Origin of the sequence: Rhodococcus sp. ARP2, assembly GCF_001029585.1 — a bacterium.
Taxonomy (GTDB): domain Bacteria; phylum Actinomycetota; class Actinomycetes; order Mycobacteriales; family Mycobacteriaceae; genus Rhodococcus_F; species Rhodococcus_F erythropolis.
This window is the reverse complement of sequence record NZ_LEKE01000061.1, coordinates 1-15,576: the sequence shown is the minus strand read 5'-3', so window position 1 is coordinate 15,576 and position 15,576 is coordinate 1. Positions and strand designations below refer to the sequence as shown.

Sequence of the window (15,576 nt, the reverse complement as noted above, 5' to 3'; positions counted from 1 at the left end):
CGGGCGGGCCTCCAGGCTCGCCCGCCCTCCGACATGTCGTTCAGCAAGTACCTGGCGTCACGCGACCACCCGCGAGGATCCTGCTCGTGAAGTCCTTCGCGTCTTCGTAGGAAGCCGCGATTGCGCCACGGTGGTCGGCGCCCTCATAGGTCTTGAATTCGACAGCCGACCCTTTGGCGCAGAAATCCTCTACCGCGCCGGTGGTACTGGCCACCGACACCAGAACGTCAGCCGTCCCCTGCGCGAACAGCGTCGGCACCTTTGGCGCAACAGTCGTCAATTCCTGTTCGTTCAAGCTCGCCGTTAGAGCTGTCAGGTCTGCGCCCTCACGAAAGATCTGGTCGACGGGAACCGGCGGCACTGCTCTCACCGCCGCCAGGCAACCAGTCCGCGCTGCCTCGAGCAGCGGTTGCGCTTGATCCGAGAGAAGTTGCTCGGGGACGACCGACGGATCGACTGCCTGGACTCCGAGAAGAATGATCGGAACGAATGGCACTCCACCTGCCATAGATTGATTACCGGACGCGACCAGTTCCGGAATCTGCGCGGTTCCGTTCCCTGGAGCGATCGACACCGCACCCTTCAAGTTCAGCTCAGGTGCTCGGTCCTTGCCGATAGCCGAGGTGAAGACCACAGCTTGCCCGCCTTGGCTGTGGCCCATGGCAAACCAGTCCTTGCCGACGTGCTCGTCGATCTGACGCGCAGCGCGAACGATGTCGGTTACGGCATTGGCTTCACTGGTTCCGTTCATGTACGGATGACCGCCGGGTGTGCCCAGGCCCTCGTAGTCCGTCTGCACCACGACGTAACCGTTTTCGACCCACCGGTCAAGGGTCTGATCGACCACCGAGAGGTAGTCGTGGACCGGTCCGTTCGGCGTATCAGCGGAAGGTGCGCACGCATCGGCTACGCCGGTGGTTCCATGCGCCCAACTGACGACCGGCCAGCCTCCAACCGGAGCCGGCGTCTTGGGGATGGCGACCACTCCCGATACCAGAATGGCTTCGCCGGAGGCACTTTGGGATATATAAGTGACGCGCTGGTTCTTTGCTGCGCTTGGCAATGCGGCCGATTCCGTCAAGTCGTGCGACGTGACCAATGTTCCCGGCGACAGCGGTGCAGGCGGCTCTTCTCCGAACGAGAGAGACCCCTCGGCGTTCGCGTTGGAGCACGCCACCATGGAGACCATCGCACCCAAGGCGACGATGCAGCCGGCGGTACGGGTAAATCGTTTCTTCCGAACATCTTTCATTTACAAAATCCTCACGTTCAGTGGAGCGCAACCGTGGCGCCGATCAATCCCTGTGCTTCGTAGATCTTGGCCGCTACTTCGTCTCGCATGGCGACGAATTCCGGCGTCGAGCGGATTTCGGTGTCGGTCGACCGAGGGCTGCCTTTCTTGAACCACACCTTGCGGTCGTAGATCACCCGTCCAGGGCGCGCTCCCATCACGATGACCCGCGTGCCGAGGAAAATCGCCTCCTCGACACTGTGCGTGACAAAGAAGACCGTCTTGCGACGCTCACGCCACAACTCGAGCAGTTCCAGTTGCAGCCTCTCGCGTGTCATAGCGTCGAGAGCGCCGAAAGGCTCGTCCATCAGAATGATTCGTGGGTCGGTGATCAGGACGCGCGCAATCTGGCATCGCTGCTGCTGACCACCCGACAGCTGGTACGGCTTTCGGTTTCCGTACTGCTCCAGGCCGACGAGCTCCAACATACGTTCGGCTTCATCAGCGCGTTCGCGGCGCGGAACACCCCTCATCTTGAGCCCGAACTCGACGTTTCCCCGCACCGACAACCATGGATACAGATTCGAATGCTGAAACACCACACCACGGTCCGGGTCCGGGCCTTTGATGTGGGTGTTTCCCACCATGATGGTTCCCTCGGTGGGCGTCTGGAACCCAGCCAGCATCTGGAGCAGCGTAGTCTTACCGCAACCGGAAGGACCTACGACACATACGAATTCCTCGGGCTCGAAGGTCAAACTCGTCGACGAGAGGGCGACGACCGTTTCGTCGGAGGTGACGTATTCCTTGCGCACCTCTGTGAGAACTACTCGAGTACTGAGGTCCGTACCTTCCGTTGTCATGACTGTCCCACCTTCGCGACCGCATCGTTGAAGATTCCGTCTGCATACTTGCCGGGCGTGCTGACCGCATCGATATTGCCCTGCTGTAGAAGGAACTCCGCTGTTCCTGCCAAACTCTGCGCAAAAGCCCCACCGAGATAGTCCGGGCCGGCCTGCTCTGCAGCCGAAAGATATGTGTACCCCACGAGCTGAGGAATGATCACGTCCGGTGCGATGCCGAGCTGTGCAGACATCGAGACGGCTGCTGCGGTGGGATCGGCGTTGATCCGTCCGACCGCAAAGTCCTGCAACTTCGTCCACATCTCCATGAACTCGGGGTTCGATGTAGTGAAAGCCGTTGTGGCTCCCGAAAGATCGAAGGTGGGTGCGCCCTGTTTCGCCACATCCCCACTACTCAGGATGACGCGACCGTCTATTGTCAACTTCGACAATGTCGGGTCCCAGACCCACGCCGCATCGATCTGGCCGCCCTGCCAAGCGCCGAGCATCGCATCCGGCTTCAGGCTCATCAAAGTGACGTCAGCCGACATGTTCGCGGCGCCGAGCGCGGCCAGCAGACTGTAATGAGAGGTGCTGCCGAAAGGTGTTGCGATCTTTTTGCCGCGCAACCCTTCCAGCGTGGTGATCGACGGATCCCTGACCACCAGAGACTCCGCTTTCCCGATCACATCCTGAATCCATATCACTTGCATCGGAATGTTCAGCGGCGACGACAAGGCCATGGTAGCGGGACTCGAACCGAGTGTTCCGAGATCGAGGCTGCCAGAACCGAAGGCTTGGACGACGTCTTGCCCCGAACTGAACTTGCTCCAAGTGATATCGGCATTGGGCATGCAGGCTTCCAGCAAACCTTGATCCTTGACGATCAGATCGCCGTTCGGGATGTCCTGGTAGCCGATCCGCGCGGTAGTCGTGATCGACTCGTTCACTGTCACGGGGCAACTGGTCGTGGCACCCGTCGATCGACTCATCTCACCGCGCCCCGTCTCCACGCACGCAGTCAGGCTCATGCCCAGAGTTCCGGACGCGATGACGGCGATGACAAGCTTTCTCGAATTGATTTTCATGCCTTACCTTTCCATGGCGCCACGACTGTTCCGATCGCTTTGATCACAGAGTCGAGAACGAGCGCAGCACAACCGATGACGATGATGCAGGCGATGGTCAACGGCGTATCGAGCTGAGTTCCGGCCAGATAGGCCAGTCCGCCGATGCCCGGAATACCGTTGTTGAGTTCGGCTGCCACCACAGTGGTCCACGCGAATCCGACTGCAATACGGATGCCGTTGATCACTTCCGGCAGCGTCGATGGAAAGACCACGTTGGTCAGAACCTGGGTTCGGCTTGCACCCAATGCTTTTGCCGCATTGATCTGGTCGACCTTGACCGAGGTGACTCCGTTCAACGTGGCGATGGCTATCGGAGGGAATGCAGCCAGGAACAGGAGCCAGATCTTCGAAGTGTCACCGATACCGAACCAAACGATGAGCAATCCGATGTAGCCGAGTGGGGGCAATGCACGAAGAAAGTTCAAGTACGGCTCGACGAAGGTGCGTATCGGCGCAGACATCCCCATGGCGAAACCGATGAGGGGGCCGACAATCACGGCCGCACCGACTCCGGCAGCGATCCGTTGGCCGCTCGCGATCAGATGCTCCCACAGGAAGTAGTTCTGCTCACCGAGGACTTCACGATCCACACCGGGCGCAATCTGGTGCCACGTGTTGGCTCTGACGAACGCGTCCCATACCGACTTCGGTGACGGGAGGAACAATTCGTCGATCACACCGGCAGCAGTGATTCCCCACCACAGAACCAGAAAGACGAGCAACGCAACTACACGAACGCCGATGGACCGCAATCGCTTCGACGACAGGTGTCTTTTTCTGCGCAGGGGTGTTCGATCAGGCCTCCCGGTCTCCAACGACGGCGCCACCGCGGTCGGCGGGGAACTGGTGGTGGTCATGCGGTCCTCCTGTGTACTCGCTGAGCCGAGGTCTGATCGCGGGCCAGTACAAGCATCGAGTCGACGTTGACCCGACTCGGGCGAGTGACGACCCAAGCAACGCAATCCGCGATATCGTCGGCGGTCAGTGGATCGGCGCCGGCGTACACGGCGGCGGCACGCTCCTTGTCACCGCCGAAGCGCACCATGCTGAACTCCGTCTCCACCATGCCCGGATCGATCTGACAGACACGGATCGGCTCTCCGAGAAGTTCGAGTCGCAACACCCGAGTGAGTGCTGTCACAGCATGTTTCGCAGCGTTGTACCCTCCCCCTCCCAGATACGGCTCGCGGCCGGCGATCGATCCGATACTCACGACGGTGGCGTTCCCGCTCTCACGTAACCGTGGCAGCAACCGTTGCGTGACGCGCAGGACACCCAGGACATTCACATCGAACATCGCGGTCCAGTCCGCCTCGTCGGTATCGGCGATACTGTCTGCGCCGAGCGCGCCACCGGCATTGTTGACCAACACGTCACAGCGCTCGATCAGGTTGCAGAAAGCATCAACCGAGGCGACGTCGGTCACGTCGAGAGGTAGAGCGCGAGCGCCCGTTTCGGCCGCCAACTCCTCTAGCCGATCCATCCTGCGCGCACCCATCACCACATCGAATCCCTCCTTGACGAGGTGCCGAACCGTCGCCGCGCCGATGCCACTGCTGGCCCCGGTGACCACAGCTACTGGAGTCTTCATGACGGACATAGTGGGGAACTCCTTCGAGAATGATGCTGCAGAATCCTGCTGGTGAATGTTGTTCATGCCCTGGGAGATTCCCATCGGCATCGAATGAACTGCTCACCAGTCTGCTCATAATCTGGCACCTGCTCCAGTGCCACCTGCAGGGTCATTTTCTCGGGCCAGTCGTAACGTACTCGACTCGTGTTAACGCGATGGTTCCTCTGTGTAACTGGCCCCTCCAGATCGCGTCCGATCTGGATCTGGCGACGGGCCACCACTGTTCTCCATCATTGAGTGGACTGAAGAAGTTCAACCCTCGATCAGGAGGTTTCTGCCATGGCAGCTCCCGCACTCAGCACGTCACAACGGACCTACGAACTGGATCGAGCGCATGTCTTCCACTCGTGGTCGGCTCAGAAGTCGTTGCAACCCATGGTTGTCGAACGTAGTGAAGGTTGCTACCTCTGGGATGGCGAAGGCAAGGAATATCTCGACTTCTCCTCGCAACTCGTCTACACCAACGTAGGACATCAGCACCCGAAGGTTGTCGCCGCCGTCCAGGAACAGGCAGCGAAATTGTGCACCATCGCACCTGCTCACGCGAACGAGGCTCGGTCCGAAGCGGCGCGACTGATCGCCGAGATCTCCCCCGAGGGGATGGATCGAGTCTTCTTCACCAGTGGCGGTGCGGATTCCAACGAGCACGCAATCCGCATGGCGCGCCTCCACACCGGTCGATACAAGATTCTCTCGGCGTACCGCTCCTACCACGGTGCGACGGCGGAGACTATCAATCTCTCCGGCGATCACCGTCGCTGGCCGAACGACTACGGCAACTCAGGAGCTGTCCACTTTCACGGACCGTTTCTCTATCGGTCCGAGTTTCGTTCCGAGACGGAGCAACAGGAGTCCGAGCGCGCACTGGAGCACCTCGAAACTCTGATCCGATTCGAAGGTCCGTCAGCGTTTGCAGCAATCATCGTCGAATCGGTTCCCGGCACGTCCGGCATCATGCCGCCACCGCCCGGATACCTGAAGGGTGTCCGGGACATCTGCGACCGATACGGCATCGTCATGATTTGTGACGAAGTCATGTCCGGCTTCGGTCGCACGGGAGCCTGGCTGGCAATCGACCACTACGATGTCGTCCCCGATCTCATCACCTTCGCCAAGGGAGTGAACTCCGGCTACGTGCCCCTCGGTGGAGTCATCGTCGGTGAGAAGATCTACAACTCGTTTGCCGAGCGTCCGTACCCCGGCGGCATGACGTACTCCGGCCACCCGCTCGCCTGCGCCGCCGCCGTGGCCACCATCACGACGATGCACGAGGAACGCATAGTCGAGAATGCCGAGTTCATCGGCCGCACGTCACTCGGTCCGGGGCTCGCTGCTCTCACTGACAAACACCCGAGCGTCGGAGACGTCCGAGGTCTCGGAGTCTTCTGGGCACTCGATCTCGTCACGAACCGTGAGACACGCGAACCACTGTCCCCGTACGGCGGCACCAACGCTGCGATCGGTCGGACCATGACAGCGGCGCGGGAGGCGGGGCTGCTGGTCTTCAACAACTACCACCGCATCCACGTGGTCCCGCCGTGCACCGTGACCCCCGCACAAGTCGACGCTGCGCTTGCCATGCTCGACACTGCGCTGGACGTAGCCGATTCCTACTACGACGGCCCCCGGTGACAGTGCCGACAGTTCAGGCGAATGCGCTCGACGACGCGCGTGTTCAACTCGCGGAGGCAGTGGCAGTCCTGGGCTACCCCGAAGGTTTGCACCGCATCCTCGGCGCTGCCAGGCGTGAAACGACCGTCAGCGTTCCTCTTGTCCGCGACAACGGCGACGTGGAGGTCTTCACCGGATACCGGGTGCAGCACAGCATCGCCCGCGGGCCGGCCAAGGGTGGGATCCGATACAGCTCCGAGGTAAATCTGGACGAAGTCCGTGCTCTGGCGATGTGGATGACATGGAAGTGTGCGCTTCTCGACATCCCCTACGGCGGGGCGAAAGGCGGAGTCGACGTCGATCCCCGGACACTGTCCCCCGCCGAACTCGAACGTCTCACCCGGACGTACACCCAGGGAATCTCACCCGTCATAGGGCCGGACAACGATATTCCCGCTCCGGACGTCGGCACCGACGAGCAGACCATGGCCTGGATGATGGACGCATATTCCGCAACTCGGGGTCGTGGTGTCCCGGGCGTTGTGACAGGCAAGCCCCTTGATCTCGGCGGCTCGCTCGGCCGACGGACGTCCACTTCTCGCGGCGTCGCTCACATCTCGCTGTTGGCTTTGGCGAAAGAAGGCATTGCACCGTCCTCGGCGACGGCAGTCGTTCAGGGATACGGCAAAGTCGGCGCGGATGCCGCAGACTACCTTGCCGAGGCGGGGGTTCGAATCATCTCCGTCAGTGACAGATTCGGCGCAGTGCACAACGCCGACGGTCTCGACTTGTCGCGTCTGCGGGCACATTCCGAAGAACGTGGCACAGTTGCGGCGTTCGGTGGAGGACTCCCGATTGATCCGGCGGCGGTACTCGAACTGGATGTCGACCTGTTGGTGCCGGCGGCAGTCGAGGGCGTTGTCAATGCCGACAATGCATCTCGGGTGTGTGCTCGCATCATCGTGGAGGGCGCAAACGGACCGACCACGGCCGAGGCGGACAGGATCCTCGAACGATCCGGAGTGCTTGTGGTGCCGGATATCCTCGCAAATGCCGGAGGAGTTGTGGTCTCGTATTTCGAATGGGTTCAGGCACAACAAGGTTACTGGTGGACGCTCTCCGACGTCGAGCGTGGACTGGATGATCGAATGACCGCAGCGTGGTCGTCGGTACTCGATCAGGCTGCGACTACCGGATCCACACTCAGACGCGCCGCGATGGCTCTCGCGGTCGGCCGGGTTGCCAGAGCACACCGAGCCAGGGGCCTCACCCACTGATTCGGCGAGTCTCGTCGAGCATTCGATGAGCAATACCCCCGAGCAGGGCGATGCCGGGCTCGATCGACTGCTGGGCTATCGAACCGAAGCCCAGCCGCAAGCAATTGTGCGAGCCGGTGCCGGGAAAGAAGTATCGCGATCCGTCAGCAACAAGAATCCCCTGCTTCGCTGCCCTTTCGGTCAACTCTGCAGCGTCGAGATCCTCCGGGCCGGTGTACCAGACACTGACACCGCCCGGAGGAAACGATGATGCTTCCACACGTGGCATGTACGTGTTGATCGACTCGGTGATGATCTCCCAATTCTGCTTGAGTCGACGACGGTGCGAGCGCAGAACCTTGTGGTAGTCCCCCGAGGTGATGAAAAGCGCGAGCGAGCGCTGGATGTGACCGGGCAGGTGTTTGGTTCGATGATGACGCTCGGCCCGAAGTGCGGCAATGACTGGAGCATCGGCGACGATGTAACCGATCCGAAGACCCGCCGAGAGAAATTTCGAGAAGGATCCGAGGTAGATGACTCGACGGTTGTCTCCGATCGATTTCAGCGAGGGGGTCGGCCGACCGCGAAAGCGGAATTCACTGTCGTAGTCGTCCTCGATCACGAAACCGTTTCTCTCTTCGAGCAATTCGAGAAGTAGCTTCCGGCGCGGCAGACTCAGCGTGACGTTGGTGGGGTGGTGGTGGCTCGGTGTGAGGTACATGGCATCGAACACCGTCGATCGATCGAACACCGCCCCCCTACCGTCCACCGGGACCGGGGACAATTCCACACCGGAGCGCTTGAAGATGTGCATCGCATCGAGGTATCCGGGGTTCTCAAAACCCATTATCTTGCCCGACCCGAGCAGAACATCGGCGATCAGCGAAAGCCCTTGCTGGGTGCCGCTGGTCACCAAAATCTCGTCGGAACTCGCTTCGATTCCTCGCGACGGCAGGATCTCCTTGCGGAGCGCCTCGACGAGCAACGGATCATCTTGATCGACGGCGTCACGGACGCTGTATCGCAGATGCGGCCCGGTCATTGCCTCACTCGCGGCGCGCAACCAACCGCGCACGGGGAAGGAACGCAATTCGGGCTGGGAGCTGATGAACGGGTACGGGTAGTCGAAAGCGTCGGGATGCCCGAGAGTACGAGTGAATTCGACGCTCTCACGGGGTCGGAGCAACGTGGACCAATCGACGGGTTCGGCCGACGAGACGGACTCGGCCGCGGCGCGTGTCAGCGGCGTTGCCGCGTAAAGCCCACTGCGAGGCCTGCTCTCGATCACACCGAGCGCAATCAACTCGTCGTATGCGGCAGCAACGGTGTTACGTGAGACCCCGAGTTCCTGGGAGAGGTACCGCGTCGACGGCATAGGCCGTCCGCCGTCGAATACTCCTCGGGCAAGGAGATCTTCGATCATCGCGCGCACGCGGCGGTACATCGGCATCGTGGTGTCTGCATCGAGATACGCCGACCGGCCCGCTAGAAAATCATCCAAATTCTCGTGTGATCTCAACTGCGGTTCCTCCTGGTACTGGCCCCCTCAATGCTTGCACGATCTGGATCTTCCGGCAGTGCCAGACTGCCCAGAGAATGGGAATGTGATTCTTATCCTGGTCGCCTGCGTACTCGTCGGCTCGTCTGCAATTCAGTCGGCAACGGGATCGGGCTTCGGTCTGGTCGCCGGCCCTGCCCTGATTCTGATTGCGCCACAGCTGGTTCCGGCACCACTTCTACTTCTCACGCTACCCATCATGGGCTTGGTCGCAATCCGGGAACGCCGGCACTGCGACCTGAAAGCGGTACTGATCGCCAGTGCCACAATGATTCCCGGAATTGCTGCGGGTCTGTGGTTCCTCGGCCGCGTCGAGGTAACCGTCGTGCACGTGTTGGTTGCCGTCGTCGCATTGGCCGCGGGAGCAGCCCTCCTCACGGGCAAGTCCTTCGGCGGCACCAGCCATGCACTCGCCGGCGCCGGCATCGCGGCAGGCTTCATGGGCGCACTGGCTGCCATGCCCGGCCCGCCACTTTCACTGACATATCGGACGCCGAACGCTGCCGAACTACGGTCGACGCTCTCGACGATCTTTCTCCTCATGGCCGCGGCCACACTGGCTGCATTGCAGTTTCAGGTGGGCATCACTCGCGCCGAACTGCTGACAGCCCTCGCACTGTCCCCACTGTTGCTGTGCGGTCACGCCCTCGGGACATTGGTCGCCCGCAGAATCTCTCTGCTCACCTCGAATCGGGTCACGACATACGTGATCATCGTTGCCGCAACCGCACTGCTCCTCCGTAGCGTCACTGTTGCAACTTGACCGATCCTGTCTGATCGCACACTTTTTCCCGTCGACCGCGCCATCGGGGTAATGGAACAGTAATATGTGCTGAGTACCCACGGACAAACGGGAGACATCAGTGAGCAAGTTCGGACGTAAGAAGCAGCCCACGCCCAAGAGCTACCAGTGGCTGGCCATGACCCTCATCGCGTTGTCGCTCTCCGTGTCGATCGGGATTGCCGCCAAACCCTCCTGAGCTCGGCGGATCCGAAACTTGTAACCCCGCGTCCATCTGCACATGGGCAAATAGGTGCAATTCGGACGCTTAGCTGTTCTAACTTTCCTTCCGTCGTGTCACCCCGGCACCGACGGAGAGGATCAACTCACCATGCGAAGCTCACGCTTCGGCGTGCTGGCCGCTGCCGGCGCTGTCGGACTCGTGCTTGTCACCAGCAGCGTCCAGTCCATCGCCACGGCGTCACCGTTCGGTTCGCTCGACGCCGGTTCGAGTTCCGGTTCGACAGAGACACCGACCGTCAGCAACGGCGGTTTCACCTCCAAGACGCCCTACACTCCCGGCCAGCGCATCGCCGACTATCAGGCGCCGCCGACCGGATACATCCCGGTGTACACGGAAAGTGTTGCGCGCCATGGTTCCAGAGCACTGTCGAGCCTGAAGTACGACGACCTGAGCCTGCAGCTGTGGGAAATCGCCGAAGCCGAGAACGCATTGACACCCGTCGGCAAGGAATTCGGCCCGGCGCTTCGTGATCTCATGGACGCCAACAAGAAGCTGGGGTACGGCAACCTCAGCGGACTCGGGGTCACCGAACATCGGCAGCTCGGAGCGCGCGTCACCGAGCGCCTCCCTCAATTGTTCGACGCCATCGCAGCGCAACAGGGCACCATCACTTTGACTTCGTCGGGCGTCGACCGTGCCGTGGACAGCGCCGAGAACTTCGCTCAGGGCCTGACCGGTGCGTTTCCGGCCGTCGCCGGTGACGTTGCGCCGGTGACCACGGATGCCGACCTTCTCTACTTCCACGACTCGGATGAAAACGCCGACTACAAGGACTACGAAGAGTCGGATCCTCGACTGAAAGCCGTCGACGACCAGATCGCCGATCTTCCCCGCACCCGCGAGGTCTCGCGGCACATGATGCTCAGGCTCTACTCGGAGGACTTCGTGAACCGGCTGAGTGCGGGCGAGTTCTCACTCGTCGACCGTGGCAAGGGTTCCAGCACGATCGACAACGAGGTCGACGCCGCGTACATGCTGTACAACACGTACATCATCACTCCGGGCATGGCCGAAGAAGGCAAGTGGAATTTCGAGCGGTTCATCGACTCCGACGACGCTCAGTGGCTCGCGTACACGAACGACGCCGAGGACTTCTACGCCAAGGGCCCTGGCTTCACCGGTGAAGACGTCACCTACCGGATGGCAACCGTCCTGCGCGACGAGTTCCTGCGCGGCTTGCAGGAACACACCGGCGACGCCGCCGTACCGGGAGCGGACTTCCGGTTTGCACACGCAGAAACGATCATCCCCTTCGCTGCGCTCCTGAAACTGCCGGGGAGCACCGTCTCGCAGGCCGAGGGTGATCTCTACACCTATGCGAACAACCCCTGGCGCGGAGCGAATGTCAGCCCGATGGCCGCCAACGTGCAGTGGGACGTCTACGCCGGACCGGACGGTGATCGGCTGGTCCGAATGCTCTACAACGAGCGCGAGACAGCATTTGCTGCCCCGTGCGCTCCGGTGAGCGCCGGGAGTTTCTTCTACACGCCGGCCGAACTGGCCCGCTGCCTACCGGAGATTTCACCGGCGGCCTGAGGTCCGGCAACTCGGGATCCAGCCAGCGGTCGACGAGGGCGCGCCCATGCCTGGTGCAACGCCAGCATGCGCGCCTTCTCGTCGTCTTCCATCAACAAGGCGTCGCAGATACGTACGATGACCGGAGCCGAAACACCAACGGACGTACCCTGTTCCAGCCGCTGATAGTGATTGAAACTGATGTCGGCTATCTGCGCGACATCACGCCGACTGAGGCCGTGCATGCGGCGAGCACCCTCGCAGCGCATGCCGACCATTTCGGGCGCAAGACTGTTTCGTTTCTCGACGAGCATCTGGCTCATCAACTGACGCGCGCTCGACCCGTTCACGTCGCCACCTTTTCCATCCCTGAAATATGCTTTCAACTAACACGTTTCAGAATATGGGATGGGACGGACACGGCGGTATCTCCGAGATGACAGATAATCACGCGATACCGCCAACCCTGTGCCCGTTCAGGCCGTGACGATCAGGGGCCGAAGATCAGGCTATGAACCTGCCGATCGTCGGATTCGACTGGCAGATGGGACTACTGCCCCAATTGATCGAACCGAACGCCGTCGCAACGACATTGCCGACGCCGGTATTCACCGTCGCAGAGAGATACGGGTACGCCCCTACCAGGTCGACGATTCCGGACTTACCCGTGTCGGTGTTGACCCACGCAACGGTCACCTGACCCGCCGCCGGAATGGGCGCGGCTGCCGGGAACGAATCGAAGCGAATATCACCCTTGGCGATGGGCGGATTGGACTCTGGTCCGGACTGGCCGGTGAGCCCGGTCAAGGAGGCCAGTGACCCCTGATTCGGGCACCCGATGGTGACGGCTGCGCCGCCGAAAGGGTGGGGCGGATCAGCCGAGGCGACTCCGGCGAACATGACGCTCGCGGCAATCGGTAATCCGATGGCCGCAAAAACCCCGGCCGTGCGTGTGACGCTCATAGCTGCTCCTCGGGTCGACAACACTCTCCGGATACCCCTGGTACAACGCCCGAAACGATGGAAAGTCGACTATTCACACCCCTAGACAACGCGTGTTGTCAGAACTACAGTCGGTGGTGCAGCTCACACCTACCTCTGCAGCGCGCAGACCAGTCCCAGGGAGTGTTCAGATGAAGCGCTACGACCTCCGCAGTCGCACGGATCGACTCGATCCCGAAACCGATTACGAAGAGATGTCGCGCATTCTCGCGGCGCAAGAGTTTCCCTGGGACATCAATCAGGCGCTCAGCTTCGCCCTCTTTCGCACGTACGCGGTTCCCTCGATCGGCAAGCTCCTCTTCTCGACGGGCGAGTTCACCGACAAGGTTCAAAAGCGCTACGACGACACCAGCCTGATCCTCGACGCCATCCTCGAGCACGGCCTCAGCAGCACCGAAGGCCGCAAGAGCGTCCGTCGAATGAATCAGATGCACGGTTCTTACGACATCTCCAACGACGACATGCTCTACGTTCTGGCCACCTTTGTCGTCACGCCGGTCAGATGGCTCGACGAGTACGGCTGGCGGAAGATGACCGACAACGAGATCGTCGGGTCGACGAATTATTACCGCCACCTGGGTCGGTACATGAACATCAAGGACACTCCTGACACCTACGAGGGGTTCGTCAGACTTCTCGACGACTATGAGCGCGAACACTTTTCATTCGACCCCGGCGCTCGGGCGGTCGCCGATTCCACCCTCGACCTGATGTGCACCTTCCCGCCCAACAACCTGGCGCCGAAGGCTCTGGTCAAGGGATTCGCCTTCGCCCTCATGGACGATCACCTACTCGACGCCTTCCACTACAAGCACCCGAGCACCGCGATGCGCGTCGTCTCGCGCGGTGCGCTGAAGGTCCGTGCGCGTCTGCTGCGCTTCTTCCCGGTGCGTACGAAGCGGAAATTCGCCCGCGAGCTACCCAACATCCGCAGCTACCCGAACGGTTACAAGGTCGAAGACCTCGGCACCTTCCCCACGGGATGCCCGGTCAAGCACCTGCAGGCAGACCAGCAAGCCCAAGCGTAGACGCGTTGGGATACTCGAACGGTGGCGCAACTCTGGATGCTCGAGGATCTCGAACCGTGGCGCGACACCCCCATGCCTGGCGATACTTGCGAACCGACGACCTACTGGGCCAGTCCCGAAATGTTGGACCTTCCTGCCGAGGTGTGCTGCGAAATCGATGCACGCATCGCGACCGTGACAATCGACGGCCGCACTGAGCACATAGCCCATCTCGGACACGGATTTACGACACTGATCGGCGACGATGTCGGAAGCGTCGGCGAGGTGCGGTTGAGAGGTTGCCTGGTGTGGGATCGCTACCTCTGGACGCAATACCGCACTCAGCCCACCGGGCGCGTACGGGTGAAAGCGCGGCCCGGCCACCTCGTGCGACACGAAACACTCTTGACGACAATTCATTCCGGTCTCTTCAACGTCGTCTTCGACGGGCCGACGGTGTACTGCGAGACGGGTCAGGTCCCCACAAATTTCGGCGTCCGCTGGAACACGCTGGTAGTCGAACTCGAGACTTGGCCGTGATCGGTCGTCAGTGCCAATACGGCGGAACGATATCCGGGTCGTCGAGGACGGCATCGATCCGCGAATCGGCCACAATTCGAATGATCGCTTCCTCAGGGGCGGCGATGATCGCGAAATGTGGGTCGACATCATTGGTTATGCACCATGCATGATCCGCCGGCCAGATGAAGGCCGGATCAGGGGAAGAACCCCACGGCCAACGAGCTGAGTTCTCCACGCTCCAATCGGCGTAGTCGGCAAGCGTTCCACGGAAGAGCCAGTAGTCACGATTGGGGATCTCGAACCGCGGAACGTCATCACCGACTGCCGACCCCCACCCGGTCCACATGCAGAAATAGCACTCGTCGGGTGTGGTTGTGTAAGTGGACAACACATCCAGGGCGAAGCCGATCAGCACTTTCTCTTCCGGCCCGGTTTGATCGAAATCGACATCATTGGATTTCTGACCGGGAAAGCTCGGATCTGGGATGAACCGCAGGCGCGCATACTTCGGAAATCCGATCGGGCCGCGCCCAGCCAACTGATACCAAGGCAAATCCTGATCGACCAGCCAATCGGTAGCCGTCAGATCTGTGCACAATGTCAGGCCCGTTCTGGGCTCATCCGTATCCCTCATGGCCGAGTGACGGAGGAGTCTCGCGCCGTACGACGCAGGGTGATCAATTCATGGTTTGTCTCGACGTCGAGTCGACGCCCCTCTTCTTCGAACTCCATCAGCGCATAGAACCTGCGTGCGCGATCGTTGAGTGTGTAAACCTCGAGTGTCACCTCGCCGTGCATGGTTGTGGCGTGTTCGACCAACGCCCGACCGACACCCAACCCTTGCGACGCCGGCGCGACGAATAGCCCCCCGATCTCGGAGCCGATCATTCCCAACAGGCCAACAACTTCGGAGTTATGCTCAGCCACCCAATTGTCGGCCTGAATCAGATAGACCTCTCGCATCTTCTGCTCCCGCTCACCGGTCCCCTCGCCTGCAAGGAATGGATGGGCTTCACGGGCAGCGCGCGACCACAGGTCGACGACCACATCCTCATCCGAGGGTAGGTAGCGGCGAATGATCAGATCCTGGTTCACAATCCGACCATACCCTCCGGCATCAGAGAGATAGCCGGCGCTGAAAGTGACCAATTCTCGGTTCAACGCACGACGGCCTCGACGTAAACCAGTGGCAACAATTCCATTCGTTGCCACCCCACAATTACTGCCTTGTGCAAGGGTGATCC

The 15,576-nt window shown here is 61.0% G+C and carries 16 protein-coding genes; 6 read left to right on the top strand and 10 right to left on the bottom strand.

All coding sequences use genetic code 11. The features are described 5' to 3' along the window. Positions 1–40: 40 nt before the first annotated feature. Genes ABX74_RS17610 through ABX74_RS17590 form a run of 5 tightly spaced genes read right to left on the bottom strand, consistent with a single transcriptional unit; the run spans position 41 to position 4,794 of the window. A complete protein-coding gene (locus tag ABX74_RS17610; RefSeq protein ID WP_082148522.1) occupies positions 41–1,252 on the bottom strand; it encodes a lipase family protein in 1,212 nt (403 codons plus the stop codon). Positions 1,253–1,269: 17 nt separating this feature from the next. Continuing rightward, the gene (locus ABX74_RS17605; protein WP_047889337.1) at positions 1,270–2,094 is read right to left on the bottom strand and encodes an ABC transporter ATP-binding protein; all 825 of its coding nucleotides are present in this window, start codon (positions 2,092–2,094) and stop codon (positions 1,270–1,272) included. After that, positions 2,091–3,161 carry a glycine betaine ABC transporter substrate-binding protein gene (locus ABX74_RS17600; protein ID WP_047889336.1) on the bottom strand — a complete coding sequence of 357 codons (1,071 nt, stop codon included), beginning with the start codon at positions 3,159–3,161 and terminating at the stop codon, positions 2,091–2,093. The genes ABX74_RS17605 and ABX74_RS17600 overlap by 4 nt, the downstream gene beginning before the upstream one ends. Beyond that, positions 3,158–4,060, bottom strand: a complete 903-nt coding sequence (locus ABX74_RS17595; RefSeq protein ID WP_080909336.1) for an ABC transporter permease — start codon at positions 4,058–4,060, stop codon at positions 3,158–3,160. The genes ABX74_RS17600 and ABX74_RS17595 overlap by 4 nt, the downstream gene beginning before the upstream one ends. Beyond that, on the bottom strand, positions 4,057–4,794 hold the full coding sequence (locus tag ABX74_RS17590) for an SDR family NAD(P)-dependent oxidoreductase (RefSeq protein ID WP_080909426.1): 738 nt from the start codon (positions 4,792–4,794) through the stop codon (positions 4,057–4,059). The genes ABX74_RS17595 and ABX74_RS17590 overlap by 4 nt, the downstream gene beginning before the upstream one ends. A gap of 321 nt (positions 4,795–5,115) precedes the next feature. On the opposite strand from ABX74_RS17590, the gene ABX74_RS17585 reads away from it, so the two are divergent. Together ABX74_RS17585 and ABX74_RS17580 are read left to right on the top strand one after the other, a co-directional pair. Next, entirely contained in the window at positions 5,116–6,468 is a 1,353-nt protein-coding gene (locus ABX74_RS17585) for an aspartate aminotransferase family protein (protein WP_047889335.1), read from the top strand. Then, entirely contained in the window at positions 6,465–7,724 is a 1,260-nt protein-coding gene (locus ABX74_RS17580) for a Glu/Leu/Phe/Val family dehydrogenase (RefSeq protein ID WP_047889334.1), read from the top strand. The genes ABX74_RS17585 and ABX74_RS17580 overlap by 4 nt, the downstream gene beginning before the upstream one ends. Here ABX74_RS17580 and ABX74_RS17575 read toward each other — a convergent pair. Next, the gene (locus ABX74_RS17575; protein ID WP_157902070.1) at positions 7,714–9,204 is read right to left on the bottom strand and encodes a PLP-dependent aminotransferase family protein; all 1,491 of its coding nucleotides are present in this window, start codon (positions 9,202–9,204) and stop codon (positions 7,714–7,716) included. The two genes, ABX74_RS17580 and ABX74_RS17575, sit on opposite strands and share 11 nt — an antisense overlap. A 103-nt stretch (positions 9,205–9,307) precedes the next feature. Here ABX74_RS17575 and ABX74_RS17570 point away from each other — a divergent pair, with 103 nt between their 5' ends. Next, positions 9,308–10,024 (top strand): TSUP family transporter, encoded by a 717-nt coding sequence (locus ABX74_RS17570; protein ID WP_047889332.1) that lies wholly within the window; start codon positions 9,308–9,310, stop codon positions 10,022–10,024. A gap of 349 nt (positions 10,025–10,373) precedes the next feature. Beyond that, positions 10,374–11,822 (top strand): histidine-type phosphatase, encoded by a 1,449-nt coding sequence (locus ABX74_RS17565; RefSeq protein ID WP_047889331.1) that lies wholly within the window; start codon positions 10,374–10,376, stop codon positions 11,820–11,822. Here ABX74_RS17565 and ABX74_RS17560 read toward each other — a convergent pair. Continuing rightward, the gene (locus ABX74_RS17560) at positions 11,768–12,151 is read right to left on the bottom strand and encodes a helix-turn-helix domain-containing protein (protein WP_029254127.1); all 384 of its coding nucleotides are present in this window, start codon (positions 12,149–12,151) and stop codon (positions 11,768–11,770) included. The genes ABX74_RS17565 and ABX74_RS17560 overlap by 55 nt on opposite strands. A gap of 154 nt (positions 12,152–12,305) precedes the next feature. Then, positions 12,306–12,764: a hypothetical protein gene (locus ABX74_RS17555; protein WP_019746277.1), complete on the bottom strand. Its 459-nt coding sequence runs from the start codon at positions 12,762–12,764 to the stop codon at positions 12,306–12,308. A gap of 170 nt (positions 12,765–12,934) precedes the next feature. On the opposite strand from ABX74_RS17555, the gene ABX74_RS17550 reads away from it, so the two are divergent. Beyond that, a complete protein-coding gene (locus ABX74_RS17550; protein ID WP_047889330.1) occupies positions 12,935–13,831 on the top strand; it encodes an oxygenase MpaB family protein in 897 nt (298 codons plus the stop codon). Positions 13,832–13,852: 21 nt separating this feature from the next. Continuing rightward, positions 13,853–14,350: a hypothetical protein gene (locus tag ABX74_RS17545; RefSeq protein ID WP_047889329.1), complete on the top strand. Its 498-nt coding sequence runs from the start codon at positions 13,853–13,855 to the stop codon at positions 14,348–14,350. 7 nt (positions 14,351–14,357) lie between these two features. On the opposite strand, the gene ABX74_RS17540 is transcribed toward ABX74_RS17545, so the two are convergent. Then, complete coding sequence (locus tag ABX74_RS17540; protein ID WP_047889328.1) at positions 14,358–14,966, bottom strand: hypothetical protein; 609 nt, start codon at positions 14,964–14,966, stop codon at positions 14,358–14,360. Continuing rightward, positions 14,963–15,427, bottom strand: a complete 465-nt coding sequence (locus ABX74_RS17535) for a GNAT family N-acetyltransferase (RefSeq protein ID WP_047889327.1) — start codon at positions 15,425–15,427, stop codon at positions 14,963–14,965. The genes ABX74_RS17540 and ABX74_RS17535 overlap by 4 nt, the downstream gene beginning before the upstream one ends. Positions 15,428–15,576 lie beyond the last annotated feature (149 nt).